Below are 16603 nucleotides of genomic sequence, written 5' to 3' on the forward strand. Positions count from 1 at the left end.
TAGTAAAAACGACATACTTACTTAAATTGTTTTTCGCTTTATAAATTATATCCAAAAAGTTGGATAGCTTCTTTTACTACTCATGTTATTAATGAATAAAGCGATAACTACAATAACAAGGGAACCAACTAAAACCGGCGTTACTAAATAACTCCAACTGTATGCTCCTAAAATAACGACAATTGGATCAGCCCCTGCCGGAGGATGCGTTGTTCTTGTTAGCATCATAATAGCAATCGACATCCCAACTGCTAAAGCAATTGTCCAATATTCATTCCCAAACAAATGATATATTGATAGACCAATGAAAGTTGAAATTAAATGCCCTCCAATAATATTACGCGGCTGTGATAACGGTGCATTCCAAACTCCAAACGCTAATACACAACTCGCCCCAAATGGAGCCATTAACAATTCTGTAGAAGTTATACTCGTTAAATATGTTAAGGTGAGAATTGTTAAAAACCCTCCTAATAGTCCCGTCAAAGAGTCCTTTATGTTCACTTGTAACGGACTTCTTCCTTTCCCTTTCATTTTTGCAAAATATCGTACACTTATTGGCGGAGCCTCTTTCTGCTTAGCTGCTGTTATATTATTCATCATTCTCCTCCTTTATTTACCAACAATTATATTCCAAACGAACTAACTGGTCAATATTAATTTTAGGGGTTAGTTTTAAAATGCATAAAAAAAGATCAACTGCTATAAGTTGATCCCCTAAACTTCTTCACATTTTCGATCCTGGAATTTTGCTACCTTTTTTCGGTTCCCACATATTTTCATAGAACACCATTTTCGTTTCCCACTTTTATCTATAAATAATAAAACACAGTCGGGATTTGAACACCTTTTAAGGAAAATAAGTTTATTTTCTGCTACTAAGGTTAAAGCATCAAATGCAATTATCGATACGAGTACATCCTCAATTTCTCCAACTGGGATAGGTACTAGACTCTGTTCAATGACTTTATATGTAAATGGTGCCTTCTCAATTTGTTTTTCCAAATACGTAATAAAATCATTAGAAATTTCGTGCTGATCAGCAATTGTCTCAAACTGTTTTCTCAGTACTTCTCTTGCCTCTAATATGCTAGATGTAACTTGATTCATTCGTTCTTGAATTCCTATAAGTGTTTTTTCATTCCAAAAAGGCAGATTAACCTTTATTACATGTAGCCATTCTAATACATCTTCATCTGTTATTAATAAATCATAACGTTGTCCACGCCTAACTAGCTCTGTATTCACTAAATCTAATGAGAGATTTCCAGATATAAGCGGGAATTGTTTTGTTTCCTGCATGTACTCATCACCTACTCTTTAAATAATCATATTCCAAATTAATACAGAAGTACAACTTTTTTATAAAATACACAGTATGAAGATCCAAGCCTTTAGCCATAATTACGACTAAAGGCTTTTTTCTATATAACTAAAAAGGAGCTAACTGTATGGAACATAATAAAAATGGAATGCTTGCTTTAATCGTTTTATTTGTAGGACTCGCATTTTTTGTCTTTGGTATGGTTTATCATTTATGGGGCACGGTTTAAAAAATAAATAGTAATTTATTTAAGAAAAAGTACTCATATGAGTACTTTTTCTTAAGATGTTATATAAAAACATTCTAAACCTACTTACATGCATACAATTATCAATGATGGTTATATGATTGATAAGATTATAAATTATCAATCTATTTTTATATGATTTGGAAAGGAGCTAAAGCTAAAAATGTTAGAAATCATTTTTGTTGCTGTATTGCTTGCATCTAGCATCACTCCCATCTTTATCGAACGTGGTTTGACGAAGAAAAATATAGTCATTTTACTAATCAATTATGCATTCTTATTTGCCACCATCATTGTAATTGGCGCAAACTGGCGTATGATCCCCACCTATTTCTTATTGTTCATTTTAACATTACAAGTTTTTTTGAAACCAAAAACTACAGCTGTTTCTAAAAAGTTCGTGATGAAAATTTTAAAAGGGTTAGGAATTATCGTAACTGCTATTGCAATGTTTGCGTTACCCTTACTTTTTCCGATCATAACACTCCCAGAGCCTACTGGAAAATATACAGTAGGAACGAAAGCTTTTCATTTAATTGATACAAATCGAAAAGAAACCATTGTACCCAGTAGTCACGGAAATCGTGAACTAATGATACAAGTGTACTATCCTGCCGAAAAAGGATCCGGGAAACCTTCTGCCTACTTTGAGAACATAGACGCCCTCGCTGAACAATTGGGTGTAACAAAAGGTGCTCCGTATATCGTAACGACACATTTAGGTCTGACAAAAACACATTCTTATCAAGATGCTAAACCACTTCAAATTAAGGAAAAATTCCCCCTTCTTTTATTCGGCCACGGTATGGAATTATACGGACAACAAAATACATTCCAGTTAGAAGAATTAGCTAGTCAAGGTTATGTAGTAATCGCTCTTAATTTCACAGGATACGCAGCAACAACAATTTTCCCTAATGGAAAACGTATAGATTCCGTACCAATTGAATTTACACCTAACGCTTTAAATAACATGGTTCGAAATTGGGAACAGGATACTACTTTTGTTTTAAACGAAGTAATAAAAGGCAATTTTGATAAAAACTTTACAGCCATTGCAAATTTAATTGACGATGACAAAATCGGCATGTTAGGTCACTCTTATGGAGGAGCAACTGCCGCGCAAATGTTAATAAAGGATAATCGTATTCAAGCTGCAATTGATATGGACGGTGGATTATATGGGGATCCAATACCTAAAGACGGCCCTCAAAAACCATTCATGTTGATGAATGCTGAAGCTACCATTCAGTATATGAAAGAAGCGGAGAATCAAAAGACAAGTGGAATCCAAGATGAATTGTTTGAAATATCCTATTTAAGAAATAAAACCATTGAAAAACCTGGCGCATACACAGTTGTAATTCCAAAAACAAATCATAATAGTTTTACAGATTTAGCAGCATTTTCACGTATTATTAATGAACCCGGTGAAGATGTAGCCGCAAATTATACACTCATTAATAAACTAGTAACTAGCTTTTTCGATCAAACTTTAAAAGGGATAAACGAAAATCATTTAGAAGAAATTCAGAAACAATATCCTGAGCTTCATCTCATTAAACACTAATAATCATTTACCTAGTTATGGAACCCCTCTCTTATCCTTGAGGGGTTTCTACTTTAACACAATTATAAAAAAAGGCCCCATCACTGGGGCGCTCAAAAAATAATATAAGTAAATGAATTAAAACAAATAACAGACAACTAAAATATACAAGATTAACATTATATAATCTATATATATGCAATATTACATAAAAATCTTTATTATAACATGCTATACTAAAACAGGAGTCGACAATCGTTATTTTCTTCTTAGTTTTAAAGCAATATGGATATATACCTTCTTATCGCATTTGGATTGTACAAGCAAAAGAAGACATCTTAATTGATGTCTTCTTTTCTTATATTTTTATGAATTCCTTTGAGCAGATGCTCTCCAAGCACGAAAAGATGTTGGGTGTCCAGAATGAGCTCTTTGCTTTGCAGCAGCAACAGCTGGTTTTTCTTCAATAGTCTTTGGTTTTTCTTCCACAATCACTGATTTTTCTTCAAGAGTATTCACAACTGTTTGCATTTTTTCCAGCTGTTCTTTTAAAGCTTGCTGTTCAATCTTTAAATCCGTAAGTAAACGTAAAATCATTTCAGAATTAGCCATAAAGATCCTCCTTCCCCCAATGCACAGAATAAAATACAATATGTCATCAGCTGAATAGCGGTGACAAAAATAAGGTCGTCAACTCTTTTAAAATCTAAGCACCTTTATTTTTCAAAAGGACCTGCTCAAGATTATCCGTAAAAACATAAAGTGAATTAAATCCATTAATTAATGGTCTTTATGGAAGGAGGAGTTAATATGGGCTATGGCGGTAGTTGTGGTGGAGGCTGCGGTTTCGGCGGCGGATTCGCTTTACTTGTTGTACTGTTTATTTTATTAATCATCGTTGGCGCTAGCTGTTGGGGCGGCGGATTCGGCTGCTAAGGAGAGGCACTCTTGAGAGTGTCTTTTTTTGTGTTTTTGGATGTACAGCCCCTATCTTGAGATTGCACATTTTCAAATTGACATAGCATTTCATGCACCTTATACTGTTATTAACAGTATAAATTCTAATTCATTCTAGGAGGTATATCCATGAAACATACAGGAAGACATACAGGCGCATTTCTTTTGTTATTTTTAGCTGAGGGCGATAACTATGGCGGGCAATTACTGCAAAAGTGCGAGGAAGAACTTCCCGTCAATCCAATCGATAGTGCCATTTTATATCGTACGCTAAAAAAATTAGAAAACGAAGGCGCCATTGAATCTTATGTAAGTACAGATCATCAAGACAAACCAAGAAAGATGTACAAAATTACGCCTGCTGGAAAAGAACAACTGGCAGATTTTCAAATGGATATTGAAGAAAAAATGAAGAACTTATCCTTTTTCCTGGGTAAATATAAAGACTTACAGGAATCCGATCATGATTAACGGCGTGATTCTTTACACGTTAGCCATTATTCTTACGGGGATTTCTTTTATGAAGGACCGCAGTAAAACGAAAGATGCTCTAATGAAGTCATGGAAAATGTTTCGCAACCTTCTCCCTGCGATGCTCTCCATCATGCTTTTCGTTGGCTTATCGCTTTCTATATTAACGCCGTCCTTTATTTCTTCTATTATTGGGGAGCAATCAGGGTTTATCGGCATTGTGTATTCAGCAATACTCGGCTCCGTTGCACTTATTCCAAGCTTCGTCGTATTTCCTCTCGGTCATACGTTAGTCCAACACGGTGCAGGCCTACCTCAAGTTGCGGTACTTATGTCTACCCTCATGTCAGTAGGACTTACAACTATGCCGATGGAACAAAAAATATTCGGACGAAGCTTTGCTTACGCACGTAATGCATCTGCTTTGCTCATGTCACTTCTATTCTCCTATATCATTTGGATGGTGATGGTATGAAAGAACTAAAAAGATATCGCTTCTTTTTCGTCTTACTACTCGGGCTCTTCATATTAACGTTTATAAATCAATCTTTAGGATGGAGTGCATTACAACTAACAGGAAATAGCATTTTAGATATGCTGTTTCTCCTCCCCCCTGTCTTACTATTTGTAGGGCTACTTGATCAGTGGGTGAAAAAAGAAACGCTCATGAAATATATGGGCAAAAAATCAGGTATATACGGAATCTTATTTTCTCTATTATTAGGAGGCATTGCAGCTGGTCCTCTCTACGTCGCCTTTCCAATCGCAGCACTACTATTAAAAAAAGGTGCAAGCATTCGGTACATCGTATTTTTCTTAGGCGTTTGGACAACTGCGAAATTGCCAATTCTCGTGTATGAATTCTCTTCATTTGGAGCAACTTTTACACTCATTCATATTGGTTTCGGGCTAGTATTCTTCTATGTAATGGGGATTATTTTTGAGAGGTTTTATGATCAGGGAGAGTTGCTTCGGTATGATGTTATGGAGGAAATGTAATCAAATTGACCATAAAATAGGAATATGATATATTTTCGGTAGAGTACTATATAAGTATGACATCCACTAAAATGGCATATAATAAAAGAAGAGATGCGCTAACATCTCTTCCCTAACTGCTACCGTATAGGGTGGTGGTTATTATACGTTATTATTTTTTGCGAAACCCACCCTTTTGCTTCCTACGGCGCGGAGTGGGTTTTTTGTTGTCCTTATCTAGAAGTTGCTTCCGCAAAAAATACGCTGAAACTTCGCGCATAGTCGCTTTGACAAACTCTTTTACAAGGTCAAACAAAAAGTCCATATTATCACCCCCTTTCCTTCCAAATGGAAAGAAGGGATAACCACCCACCCTCACAATACGCAGTTGACTTTATTTTATCAAATGATTGTAAAGATATTATGTAAACAAATAAAATCTCACAGAAAAAAGTCCTTCTAAACTGGGCCTTTTTTTATACATACCAATACTTCCCCAGTATTCGGAAAAGAAAAATACGTCGATAAATTTACATTTAAAATATTCAGAATTAATATTAAAATAAAAAATGGGGATAGGGGTATGGGATTATAAAATTTATACATAACGAGGGAATAGAAATGAAACTACAATTAAAAGCAGATTTAGGGCTACTACTAGTTACATTCTTTTGGGGTGCATCCATCTTACTTACAAAGGTTGGACTCGAAGGCATAGAAGAATACAATTTAATCGCATTACGATTTCTTATTGCCTTTCTTTTATCAGGTTTAATATTTTACAAACATTTATTCAAAGTCGATTTTAAAACGGTAAAATATGCATTTATACTCGCTTCTGTCTTATTTATCGTTTACATTTTCGCGACTTTCGGCACAAAGTATACGAGTGTTTCTAATGCCGGTTTCTTACTATGTCTCACAGTTATTTTCATTCCGATATTATCAGCCATATTTTTAAAACACATTCCGGAAAAGAAAGTTATAGTAGGAATCATTTTAACGATTATAGGAATCGGCTTATTAACATTAACGAGCGAATTCAAAATCGGTAACGGTGATATATTTTGCATACTGTCAGCCTTATTTTATGCCATTCACGTCATCATTACCGGAAGCGTAACGAAACATGTTAATTCCATTGCACTTGGAGTAGTGCAACTAGGTTTCGTCGGCCTATTTAGTCTTATTTTTTCATTCATGATAGAAACACCAAAACTTCCTAGTACGATCAACTCATGGCTAATCATATTAGCTTTAAGCATATTTTGCACCGCAGTCGCATTCATCGTGCAAGTAATTGCCCAGCAATACACGACGCCTACACATACCGGCCTTATCTTTTCATTAGAACCTGTTTTTTCCGCAGGCTTTGCTTTCGTTTTCACAGGTGAAACACTTACCGGGAAAGGATATTTAGGAGCGACACTTATATTAGTCAGTGTGTTGATTGCTGAGGTGGATTTTAAGAGTTTATTACGGGTTAATTATAAAAAGAATGTAGAATAGATAAACATACCCCGGGAAAATATTCGTTACTATTATTTTCATTCTCTTTTAAATGAGACTTTTTTAGATGCTATCTTCGAATAAGATAGCATCTAAAAAATGTGAAAAGGAATTATTATATTTATGTAGCCTGCATAGTTCACCGTTTCTACATTACTTATTGCACATAGTCATACAAATTTTTTGCTAACAATAAACAAGTTACGGTAATGAAAAGAGCACGAACATACCCGCTTCCTTTTTTTATAGCAAATCTGGATCCGGCAATTCCTCCAGCAATTTGAGCAATTCCCATTATAAAACCATACGCATAGTTTACTTGCCCTACATACATAAACATGAACAATGCACCAACGTTACTTCCTAAATTAAGAAACTTCGCCGTACCTGCTGCTTTTAAAAAATCATACCCAATAAATAAAAGAGAAAACATTAAAAATGAACCTGTACCAGGACCTAGAAATCCATCATAAAAACCAATAGCAAAAATAAAAAAGGTAAAAATAATGACGTGTCGACCAGACAATTTTTTATGAGTGGAAATACTTCCCCAATCCTTCTTGAATATCGTATAAATAGCGACCACACCAAGCATGATCAGCATCAACGGCTTCAGTACTTCTGGGTTCATTAAATGAACGGTCCATGCCCCTATTATGGAACCTATGAAAGTGATTGGAAATAATTTAAACGCCGATTTCAAATCAAGATTACCAGAACGATAAAACACAATATTACTAGTTGCACTTCCCATTGTCGATGCTAGCTTATTTGTGGCTACTGCACTTGCTGGATTCAATCCTGTAAATAATAAAGCTGGTAAGGCAATCAATCCACCACCGCCTACAACTGAATCAATAAATGCAGCCACAAACCCAAAAACAATCAAAATCATTAATACAGATGGGTCTAAATAAAAATCCATACTAATAGCCTCCCCCTTAGTCACTATTGTAATAGTAACTATCAATTTGCTAAATGTAAAGAGTTATTGTAACGTTAAAATATAAAAGCAAACATCGGAGGAAAAAAAGTGGACTACATAGTGCAACAGCTTAAAAAAATTGGTTTTAATGAATATGAAGCTAAATCTTATGTATCTCTTGTGAAACAAGGGCCTGTCACAGCCTATCAAGTAAGTAAGGATTCGGGTGTCCCAAGAGCACGAATTTATGAGATTTTAGGTAACCTTGTAGAAAAAGGAATTGTCATGAAAGAAGAAATAAATGATACCACCCGCTATTCACCTCTACCTGTTGAAATCTTTTTACAGAAGGCTCAATCAGAATGGCAGTCTACTTATGAAGGAATTAGTGATTCATTAAAGAAACTAGAAACTTCCGAAGAAAAAACGGATAATCGAGTCATTACTTTAAAAGACAATCAAACAATCATTAGCTATTGTCAGACATTAATAAAAAAAGCAGAAAAACGTATTGTCATTTCGATGTGGGATGAAATGTATGAAGCGTTAAAAGAGGACCTAGCTGAGGTAGCTGATAAAGTCACAGTACAAGGCATTACCCTGCATGTTGAAAATCCTATTAAAAATCTAGAAGCCCATCGTATAACAACTTATACAGAAACCCTCTCTACAGAGCATTGGTTTATTTTATCAATAGATTCTAAAGAAATGATTTATGGCCCATCACTTGAAGAGCGTAATATTGCTTTTTATACAGATGACCCCGTTCATATATACTTATTAGAGGATTATGTATGGCATGATGTTTTAGTAAATCGCCTTGTCCGACGTAGCCAAGATGACTTGGAGCAATGGATTACTGCGGAGAGACGATCTTTCTTTATGGGGAAATAAGGAACATATTCAAAAAATAAAGCATAAGTGAATACAGTGGAAAACTTATGCTTTATTTTATATGCAAAGTAATACTCAAGTCTTTTCACTATTTCCCCTCCACAAACCGCCCAAACTCTTTCAAAAATCTCAACTTAAAACTCCCCACAGGTCCATTCCGATGCTTCGCCACATGAATCTCCGTCATCTCTTTCTGCTTCGTTTCCTTATCGTAATAATCTTCGCGATACATAAGCATAATGACATCCGCATCTTGCTCAATTTGCCCTGTCTCTCTTAAATCAGATAAAAGAGGACGCTTATCTTGACGCGACTCTACAGAACGAGACAATTGCGACAATGCTACTACACAAACATTTAACTCACGTGCTAATAACTTAAGTTTACGAGAAATCTCACTAATCTCTTGAAAACGATTGCCCTTATGCTTCGGATCGCCCGTAATAAGCTGCAAGTAATCTACAATAATTAAAATCTTTTTATCACCGTGCTTCCTCTTTAACTTACGAGTTTGCATCCAAATATCTTGCACCGTAACCCCTGCATTGTCGTAAATCTCAAGAGGTAACTCACCAATCTCCGCAAACGCCTTACTCACCCTTTCCCAGTCTTCCATCGCAAAACGATGCTTCGGATTTTTCAGCCTACCTCCTGACACTTCACCTACGCAAGAAGCTACCCTTTTCAATAATTGCTTACTACTCATCTCTAACGAAAACAACCCAACCGCCGCGCCAGACTTCGCCGCATGCAGTCCAACATTTAGCGCAAACGCTGTCTTCCCCATCGAAGGACGAGCACCGAGAACGACAAAATCTCCTTCCTGCAATCCGCACGTCATTTTATTTAGCGATGTATAACCCGTCTCAATACCAGTAATCTCTTTCGCATCTTGATGAAGCTCTTCATATAAATCAACTAGCGCATCCTTCAAATCAAACTCACATACACAGTCCTTCTCCTCTAACTCACAAAGTGCCGTAATCGTCTCACCAATAATCCCCTCATTCTTCTCCGCAATAAGACGCTCTCCCATCTTGTGCCCAAGAACACCCGCCTGATACATTTTCCAGGCACCTCGAACAAGCCCCTCATAATAAGAGAAGTTGGCAGTTGTAGGCACACCATCCATTAACCCTATAAAATACTCCATTCCCCCGATCCCCTTCAAAAACTTCGGATCCACTCTAGAAGTGAACGTCACAAGATCAATCGGTTGCCCCTCATCTTCCATCTTTCGCATTAACTGAAATATAGACTTATGCACCGGCATAGAAAAATACTGCTCCGTCAAACGGCACTCCTTAATAAGCTCTCCATCAAGTAGTAGAGAACCTAACACCGTTTTTTCCGCCTCCACATTTTGAATACTCATGGCCGCCACCCGCGTTCCGCTAAAAAGCGCTGCAACTCTTCCTCAGACGGCGTATTCTTCTCCCACTCCTCACACCTCGCCAAAAACTCCTCCGTCTCCCCCGTACTAACAGACGACCCCTTCTTCCGGAAATTCGCAGCATCCGCCTCAACCTCAGACACTTTCGTAAACCCTTTCCCGTACCAACCACGCAAAATCCCCTTCACATAAGCCATCTTCCGATTTTTATTCTCATACGAAATTTGAAGAGCCTTCAGCACCAACTCCTCTGACAAATCATTCATCCATGCATTCAATTCCTCCACCGTAAAAGGAGACAAACTACCAAAATGTTGCTCATAAAACGTGAACACCTTACTTCCCGTCTCTTCCTGAACAACTTCTTCCTCTTCTTCCTCTGCCTCCTCACAAGCCGGCTCTACATCATCCATAGCCAAATCACCAGGCATACCGAAATGCGCTAACAGCATCGGAACATTCATCTCCTCCTCCGCACACTTCTGAAGAAACATATGTACAAACTCCTTATTCTTCACACCCTTAAGCTCACGAAGCACACACTTCTCCACATTCGTATTCGTCACCGGATTATAACGAAGCCAATTCAAAACGAATAACTCCCGCGTATCCGCATCATAAAGAATCTTCCCATAATCAATGAAGCGCTGCACAAGCTTATCAACAGTCTCCCGATTATAACCCGTCTCCATCTCAGCTAACCGCTTCGGAAAAGGAAAAATCCCGCACTGCGTCGTCTTCGAACAAGTTAATAAGTAAACATAAAAATACCGCTCCTCCGGCGTCAAATCCAAAACAAAATCATCCTGCCAAAAATTCACCTGCACAGTACGATACACCGCCATCCTAATTCCTCCCGTCTCCGTTCAAAATAAAAACCTCTTCATAATATATATGGGAGGTTGGCAGGGTTTTTGGCGTGTTATTTCAAATTTTTTTTCGACTCCTACTACGGTGTTTGTTGGTGTTTTTGTTTTGTTATGTTTTTTCTTAGTGATTTATTACTTGGTAGGGGCTTGTAAGGGGCTTAGGAGGGGCTAGTTATCGGTTACTTCGATTAGAAATACTCGATCTGAGAAGCCACCTCGTTCTTCTGCTTTCTTTTTTCGGATGTTGTTGATTTCTTCTAGTGTTGTGCCTTCATGTTCGGCTAGGGCGTTGATTAGTTCTAGGAGGTCGGATAGTTCTTCTAATTTATATACAATACAATACATTATATTTCTTACCCCTTAATAAATTTATTAATTATGTTATAATGCTAATGTAATATTTTATCGAATTAATTAAGAAAGGTGCTTTACATGAATAAATCTACTTCAACTCAACCAAAATATACCACTATCGGTCTGTATCAGTTACTTTTTTGGATTTTAATCTTCCTTTCTAGCATTCTCTTTAAAGATATGAAAAACGAATTAACAATCAATCCAAATGATATACTTCATGAGAATTTTATTACTAACTCAGGAAAATTCCTTTCATTTTTCATTGCTTGGGCTTTTATTTTTATTTACTCTCACTTTTCTTCTCTTCCAATTAATAATATGTACTCTACTTTTTTAAACTTAATAAGTGATAATATAAAAAAATTACTCTCTCCAAAAATAATATTGATTACTATAATTACTCTCTTTATTTTCTGTTTGACATTAAAAAACGAGGATGTAGTTAGCTTAACTATTGCCACTATACTTCTTATTCTTCATATTATTAATACGTTTTTACTTTATTATATATCTAAGGATATCTCCAAAAAATTTTCTACACGAGTTATCTTACTATATATTTTTATATTCTTTATAGCTACGTTTTATGTTTATGGAATGTCAACACTAGACTGGACAATTTTTATAAGGTCTGTTTCTTATATTCCACTGGCGTTAAATAGCCTAGTGTTCCGTGAATTCGAATGTTGTTAAACCAATGAACATAATCATCAAGTTCAAGAGCGAGCTGTTCAAGAGAAGCGAAGTGTGCTCCGTTTGCGAATTCTGTTTTAAACACTTTGAACATCGCTTCGGCCACAGCGTTATCGTAGGGGCAGCCCTTCATACTTAATGATCGTTGAATTCTGAATGTTTCTAAAGCCTCTGAAATCAGTTTATTATCAAACTCTTTTCCTCGGTCTGTATGAAACATCTTGATGTTATGTAAATTTCCTTTAATACTCGCTAATGCTTTATACACAAGGTCTGCTGTCTTATTTGGACCAGCACTGTAACCTATAATTTCTCGGTTGAAAAGGTCCACAAATAAGCATACATAGTGCCATTTTTTTTCAACACGGACGTATGTTAAATCACTGACAACTACAGCTAATTGCTCTTCTTGTTTAAACTGACGTTGTAACTCATTTTTGATTGGTGCTTCATTACAGGTTTGTTTATACGGCTTGTATTGTGACACCGTATAATTTGATACAAGTCCTAATTGTTTCATAATTCGACCGATTCGACGTCTAGAAACGACCATCTTCTGTTTCTTTAATTCTACTTTGAGTTTACGAGTACCATAGTTACTACGGCTTTCTTTAAAGAGTCGTTCTATTTCGTTGGAAAGCTCAACGTCTTCTTTTTCATGTGCGTCTTGTTCACGCGGCTTGGCGTGATAGTAGTAGGTACTTTTGGCGATGTTAAGGACGTTACACATTGCTGATACTGAATATTTGTGAGTGTTATTTCGGATCACATCTATTTTCGTCCCATGATCAGCGCTGCTTGCTTTAAAATGTCATTCTCCATCATTAAACGTTGATTTTCTTTACGTAATCTGATTAACTCATTTTCTTCTTCTGTCCGATTTTCTTTAGCAGTAAATGTCCCAGTTTCTTGATGATTCTTAATCCAGCGATCCAACGCAGAAGGCGTTATTTCATATTCTCGACAGATATCTGCACGGGACTTTCCATTTCCATATAGCTTTACTAATTGAAGTTTAAATTCTGGTGTAAAAGTTCGACGTTGACGTGACATAGTAGCACGCTCCCTTAGGTTAGTATGTTAAGTCTACTAGCCCTTATAGTATCTGTCCAACTTAGTGTAGCCGATTCATTATCTAAATAATTCTCTAGAAATAAATTCCATAGTTTCACTTGTGAATTTTTTCTTTTTATCGTTTTCCTTTGCATTTATATTATTTTTGTATCTATCCCTTCTATTAATGGCACTATACACACTATATTCTATAATGCATGCAGAATATTCTGCCGCAACATTAGGAAAGATAATATTAGAAAATAATTTGAGATTAAGAGAGTTAAAATCTTGCAAAATACCTGATAGTGATGGAAAAACATACACATTCAAAGACTCGTCTGACCTATTTCAAAAAATTGAAAGCGCAAATACTAAAAGTAACTATATGTCTGCTATCACAGACATAGTAAAAAAAACTACTGTTCCTGATACAGTGAAGGATTCCATACTCAATACATTTAATTCTGTTCGAGTTTCGAAAAAAGAGCTTCAGAAGGAAAAAACATCCTATGTACAATTGAGGAATCAAACCAATCTCCTTATTTCTGTATTTACAGCTATAATTACTCTTATAATAGTCATAATTTTTACTTTGATTTCGGTTATAGAGCTTTCCTATATAAAGAATTTATTATTCGTTATATACACTTTTGTTTTTTTAAGACTCCTATCTCGTTGTTTTGAAATTTGTATAGCTTTTTATCAAGATATTATTGCCAAGAAATCCTTGAAAAACACATTACTCACTGGAACAGACCGAATTAGTTTGGCGATAAAGAGTATAATAGAAATAATTTTCACTGTTGCTACTCTTTCAATTATAGAAATTTTATATGGGACTGATTTGCTGAATATCTTAAGAGAACAGTATGATTTTGTACAATTAATAAAGCTAATTATCTTTAGTTTTTCTAACAGTATCGCAACTTCCCTTTTCAACATATCTTTTCCTGGTAGCACTCACAATATAACGCTTTTAACCTTAAGTCATCATTTAATTCATATAATGCAAGTCATTACAAGTTTAACACTTATTACTTTATCTATAGCAAACTACATCAATTTACCTAAATATAGTTTTTATTATGAACTACGTGAAACAAATACAGAATTAATTTTATATAAAGTTTTTTATACCAATAATACTAATTATGAAAAATTAATTCTTTCAGCTCATAGCATAGATTCACTATCTTTCATATTATATTCTTCCTGGCAGAATGGGACATTAACCGATACTGATTATTTAGAGATTGAAGAATTTCTAAATGATCATAAAAATAAATAATATATCTATATAAGCTGTGAATAGTTTTTCACAGCTTATTAAAATTTTCATCATACATATTTTTTCATTTTATTAACTATTTATGGATTGAGAACATATTAGTTTATTGTAGATTGGCATAAAAAAACAGTTTAACTAGGTGTTAAACTGTTGCATTGCTTCTTTTATATAGTTTTCTTCTTCAGTTGTGAAGAGAGCTGGGAATTCGGATAGTGGAAGGTTTGATTTTTGGATTATATCCTCTATATCACTTTGAGGTATATCAAGATAGTTCGTTACCTCTGCTATTACATTGAAAAATCCCTTCAAGGTAACTTGAACATCATGATGACTTGGTTCCTTCTCTTCTTCCTTATAGTTTTTCAACTCCCCTATTACATCCATAAAACGTTGCTCAAATTCTTCTTTTAAATCCTTATTGTTATAAAACGCTCGAACACTATCCTTTGAAAAGTGTTCCTCTAACCATTCCTTATTTTCTTTCTCCCATATGAAGGTTTGCAAAAACGAAGAAAACAAAGCGACATCCACTTGTTCTTCCTTTTGAAATTTCTTCGTCAACTCATCCATATGCGAAAGCACCTTCGCAATTCTTTCTTGCTCCGCCAAAAGCAATTCCCTTTGAAAATGCATTTGTCTTAAAAATTCTTTCGTCTCTACACTACGCTGCAATATAATATTTTGAATCTCCCCAAGCGAAAAACCGAGATGCTTAAACGATTGAATTTGCTGCAGCACATACAAATCATCTTTCGTATATAACCGATGCCCACCCTCAGTATAATCGCTCGGCTTTAATAAATTAATCTTGTCATAATAACGAAGCGTCCGCACCGTAACATCCCCAACACTTGCAAACTCACTAATCATCCACGCCATATCATCACCTACTCCGCTAACTTCTCTTTCACATACTGAAGCATATGAGAAAAACTCACCTCATTCTGCCTACAATATTGAAACAATCCTACAACAAGTAATACAAAAGGAACATTTCCTCTATAACGATTTTCATACTCGCTAATACCATCATAAAAGTACTCATACTTTCTTTTTTGTAAAACGATATAAATCGCAATAAACAACACAGCAATCATAATAAAAATTCGCTTTCCCCTTATCTCCACTTCTTGTTTCATCGCCTATTCTCCTTCCACCGCATACTTATCTTCTTTAAATAACGGTATTCGAATGAAATAGCGACATGGTTCATCGCGTATTACTTTCCACGCAACAATGATCACTTGAACGACCTCAAAAACAAATACGATCCAAAACAAAACATCACTAATACGCGAACTGATATTAAATAGAAGAAAAATTAACAAATGAAAGTTGAACGCCTTTCGGCAATGATATTTGTACACCTCATTTTTACGTGCCAGTGTGATGTACATGAGTAGTGGCGAAAAGATTCCTATTGCGGCCGAGAGTAGTAGCATGATGATGGTGTTTCTTTTTTCTTTTGTGGTGGTTTTCATGAGTGGTTTGGTCCCCCCTTTTTGATTTGTCTTCTTTAGGTTAGGGGGTGACGTTGGGGGAGGTGCAAGGGGAATTGTATAGAAAAAATCCGGTATCACTAATATAGGGGTAAAACAAGACCTTTAACTTGACAGGATGAAGGTCGCTAGTCCGAGGCCATTCGAGGTCATATTTGCTTGCTATTATTGAATTTCTTAGTAATTCTGACAGTAATAAAATATAGTGGTTGCTGGCAGACATTCCATGCACCAAAGAGCCTCTTTCTTCTGCTTTCTTTTTACGGATGGTGTTGATATTTCTTCTAGTGTTGTACCCTACGTGTTCGAATAGGGCGTTTATTGGTTCTAGTAGGTCGGATAGTTCTTCTTGTACTTCTTTGCGTAGTTCTTTTATGTATTCTTTTTCCTTTAGAATTCTTGTTGTGGGTGTTTTTCCATTGGTTTTTATTATTTGTGGGATTTTGTTTCGGATTAGTTTGTTGTAGGGTGGTATGGGGATGCTTTCATTATTTTGATCTTCCATTGATGGTATCACACTCAAATAAAGATATTTTATATATAAATTTATTATCATTAGTTTTAGAAGATTATTCTTAGGTCAAATTTGAATCT

Annotated in this window: 19 protein-coding genes and 2 pseudogenes; 8 read left to right on the forward strand and 13 right to left on the reverse strand. The window is 35.6% G+C overall.

The window, feature by feature from the left end:
- Nucleotides 1-45 precede the first annotated feature (45 nt).
- Both QCI73_RS22685 and QCI73_RS22690 read right to left on the reverse strand, forming a co-directional pair.
- Nucleotides 46-600 carry an HPP family protein gene (locus QCI73_RS22685; RefSeq protein ID WP_001059992.1) on the reverse strand — a complete coding sequence of 185 codons (555 nt, stop codon included), beginning with the start codon at nucleotides 598-600 and terminating at the stop codon, nucleotides 46-48.
- Nucleotides 601-717: 117 nt separating this feature from the next.
- Nucleotides 718-1302 carry a CGNR zinc finger domain-containing protein gene (locus QCI73_RS22690; protein ID WP_078985645.1) on the reverse strand — a complete coding sequence of 195 codons (585 nt, stop codon included), beginning with the start codon at nucleotides 1300-1302 and terminating at the stop codon, nucleotides 718-720.
- A 432-nt stretch (nucleotides 1303-1734) separates the two neighbouring features.
- On the opposite strand from QCI73_RS22690, the gene QCI73_RS22695 reads away from it, so the two are divergent.
- The gene (locus tag QCI73_RS22695; protein WP_353823800.1) at nucleotides 1735-3141 is read left to right on the forward strand and encodes an alpha/beta hydrolase family protein; all 1407 of its coding nucleotides are present in this window, start codon (nucleotides 1735-1737) and stop codon (nucleotides 3139-3141) included.
- A 345-nt stretch (nucleotides 3142-3486) separates the two neighbouring features.
- On the opposite strand, the gene QCI73_RS22700 is transcribed toward QCI73_RS22695, so the two are convergent.
- On the reverse strand, nucleotides 3487-3732 hold the full coding sequence (locus tag QCI73_RS22700; RefSeq protein WP_353823801.1) for a hypothetical protein: 246 nt from the start codon (nucleotides 3730-3732) through the stop codon (nucleotides 3487-3489).
- Nucleotides 3733-3930: 198 nt separating this feature from the next.
- Here QCI73_RS22700 and QCI73_RS22705 point away from each other — a divergent pair, with 198 nt between their 5' ends.
- The 4 genes from QCI73_RS22705 (at nucleotide 3931) to QCI73_RS22720 (ending at nucleotide 5547) form a co-directional block, all read left to right on the forward strand.
- Nucleotides 3931-4056, forward strand: a complete 126-nt coding sequence (locus QCI73_RS22705) for a YjcZ family sporulation protein (protein WP_000540377.1) — start codon at nucleotides 3931-3933, stop codon at nucleotides 4054-4056.
- A 150-nt stretch (nucleotides 4057-4206) separates the two neighbouring features.
- Nucleotides 4207-4548: a PadR family transcriptional regulator gene (locus tag QCI73_RS22710; protein ID WP_000683189.1), complete on the forward strand. Its 342-nt coding sequence runs from the start codon at nucleotides 4207-4209 to the stop codon at nucleotides 4546-4548.
- On the forward strand, nucleotides 4541-5023 hold the full coding sequence (locus QCI73_RS22715) for a hypothetical protein (RefSeq protein ID WP_353823802.1): 483 nt from the start codon (nucleotides 4541-4543) through the stop codon (nucleotides 5021-5023). Before QCI73_RS22710 ends, QCI73_RS22715 begins: the two co-directional genes overlap by 8 nt.
- On the forward strand, nucleotides 5020-5547 hold the full coding sequence (locus tag QCI73_RS22720; RefSeq protein WP_353823803.1) for a permease: 528 nt from the start codon (nucleotides 5020-5022) through the stop codon (nucleotides 5545-5547). Before QCI73_RS22715 ends, QCI73_RS22720 begins: the two co-directional genes overlap by 4 nt.
- Before the next feature lie 151 nt (nucleotides 5548-5698).
- Here QCI73_RS22720 and QCI73_RS22725 read toward each other — a convergent pair whose 3' ends face one another.
- Nucleotides 5699-5851, reverse strand: coding sequence for a hypothetical protein (locus QCI73_RS22725; protein WP_000346671.1), 153 nt, complete (start codon nucleotides 5849-5851; stop codon nucleotides 5699-5701).
- Between the two features lie 296 nt (nucleotides 5852-6147).
- Here QCI73_RS22725 and QCI73_RS22730 point away from each other — a divergent pair, with 296 nt between their 5' ends.
- Nucleotides 6148-7035, forward strand: coding sequence for a DMT family transporter (locus QCI73_RS22730; protein WP_353823804.1), 888 nt, complete (start codon nucleotides 6148-6150; stop codon nucleotides 7033-7035).
- 157 nt (nucleotides 7036-7192) lie between these two features.
- On the opposite strand, the gene QCI73_RS22735 is transcribed toward QCI73_RS22730, so the two are convergent.
- A complete protein-coding gene (locus QCI73_RS22735) occupies nucleotides 7193-7960 on the reverse strand; it encodes a TSUP family transporter (protein ID WP_000348434.1) in 768 nt (255 codons plus the stop codon).
- 108 nt (nucleotides 7961-8068) lie between these two features.
- Here QCI73_RS22735 and QCI73_RS22740 point away from each other — a divergent pair, with 108 nt between their 5' ends.
- Complete coding sequence (locus QCI73_RS22740; protein WP_262725230.1) at nucleotides 8069-8854, forward strand: TrmB family transcriptional regulator; 786 nt, start codon at nucleotides 8069-8071, stop codon at nucleotides 8852-8854.
- An 88-nt stretch (nucleotides 8855-8942) separates the two neighbouring features.
- On the opposite strand, the gene dnaB is transcribed toward QCI73_RS22740, so the two are convergent.
- The 4 genes and pseudogenes from dnaB to QCI73_RS22760 form a co-directional block, all read right to left on the reverse strand.
- Nucleotides 8943-10229, reverse strand: coding sequence for a replicative DNA helicase (dnaB, locus tag QCI73_RS22745; RefSeq protein WP_353823805.1), 1287 nt, complete (start codon nucleotides 10227-10229; stop codon nucleotides 8943-8945).
- Nucleotides 10226-11092, reverse strand: a complete 867-nt coding sequence (locus QCI73_RS22750) for a DnaD domain-containing protein (RefSeq protein ID WP_353823806.1) — start codon at nucleotides 11090-11092, stop codon at nucleotides 10226-10228. Before QCI73_RS22750 ends, dnaB begins: the two co-directional genes overlap by 4 nt.
- Nucleotides 11093-11284: 192 nt before the next feature.
- Nucleotides 11285-11446 (reverse strand): annotated as a pseudogene (locus QCI73_RS22755) (nucleoside triphosphate pyrophosphohydrolase); the annotation flags it as partial.
- A gap of 649 nt (nucleotides 11447-12095) precedes the next feature.
- Nucleotides 12096-13219, reverse strand: a protein-coding gene (locus QCI73_RS22760) for an IS3 family transposase (RefSeq protein WP_085964333.1) whose coding sequence is annotated in 2 segments (ribosomal slippage) — nucleotides 12096-12973 and nucleotides 12973-13219 — 1125 coding nt in all. Because the reading frame shifts where the segments join, the coding sequence is not laid out codon by codon here.
- Nucleotides 13220-13433: 214 nt separating this feature from the next.
- Here QCI73_RS22760 and QCI73_RS22765 point away from each other — a divergent pair.
- Entirely contained in the window at nucleotides 13434-14510 is a 1077-nt protein-coding gene (locus tag QCI73_RS22765; protein ID WP_353823807.1) for a hypothetical protein, read from the forward strand.
- Between the two features lie 135 nt (nucleotides 14511-14645).
- Here the strand turns inward: QCI73_RS22765 and QCI73_RS22770 are convergent, their stop codons facing one another.
- From QCI73_RS22770 to QCI73_RS22785, 4 genes and pseudogenes are all read right to left on the reverse strand, one after another.
- Nucleotides 14646-15389: a MerR family transcriptional regulator gene (locus tag QCI73_RS22770; RefSeq protein ID WP_318160833.1), complete on the reverse strand. Its 744-nt coding sequence runs from the start codon at nucleotides 15387-15389 to the stop codon at nucleotides 14646-14648.
- Between the two features lie 8 nt (nucleotides 15390-15397).
- Entirely contained in the window at nucleotides 15398-15649 is a 252-nt protein-coding gene (locus QCI73_RS22775) for a hypothetical protein (RefSeq protein ID WP_353823808.1), read from the reverse strand.
- Between the two features lie 3 nt (nucleotides 15650-15652).
- Nucleotides 15653-15991 carry a magnetosome magnetite crystal formation protein family gene (locus tag QCI73_RS22780; RefSeq protein ID WP_353823809.1) on the reverse strand — a complete coding sequence of 113 codons (339 nt, stop codon included), beginning with the start codon at nucleotides 15989-15991 and terminating at the stop codon, nucleotides 15653-15655.
- 256 nt (nucleotides 15992-16247) lie between these two features.
- A pseudogene (locus tag QCI73_RS22785) lies at nucleotides 16248-16484 on the reverse strand (nucleoside triphosphate pyrophosphohydrolase); the annotation flags it as partial.
- Nucleotides 16485-16603 lie beyond the last annotated feature (119 nt).

The organism is Bacillus cereus group sp. MG16, from assembly GCF_040459875.1.
Taxonomy (GTDB): domain Bacteria; phylum Bacillota; class Bacilli; order Bacillales; family Bacillaceae_G; genus Bacillus_A; species Bacillus_A paranthracis.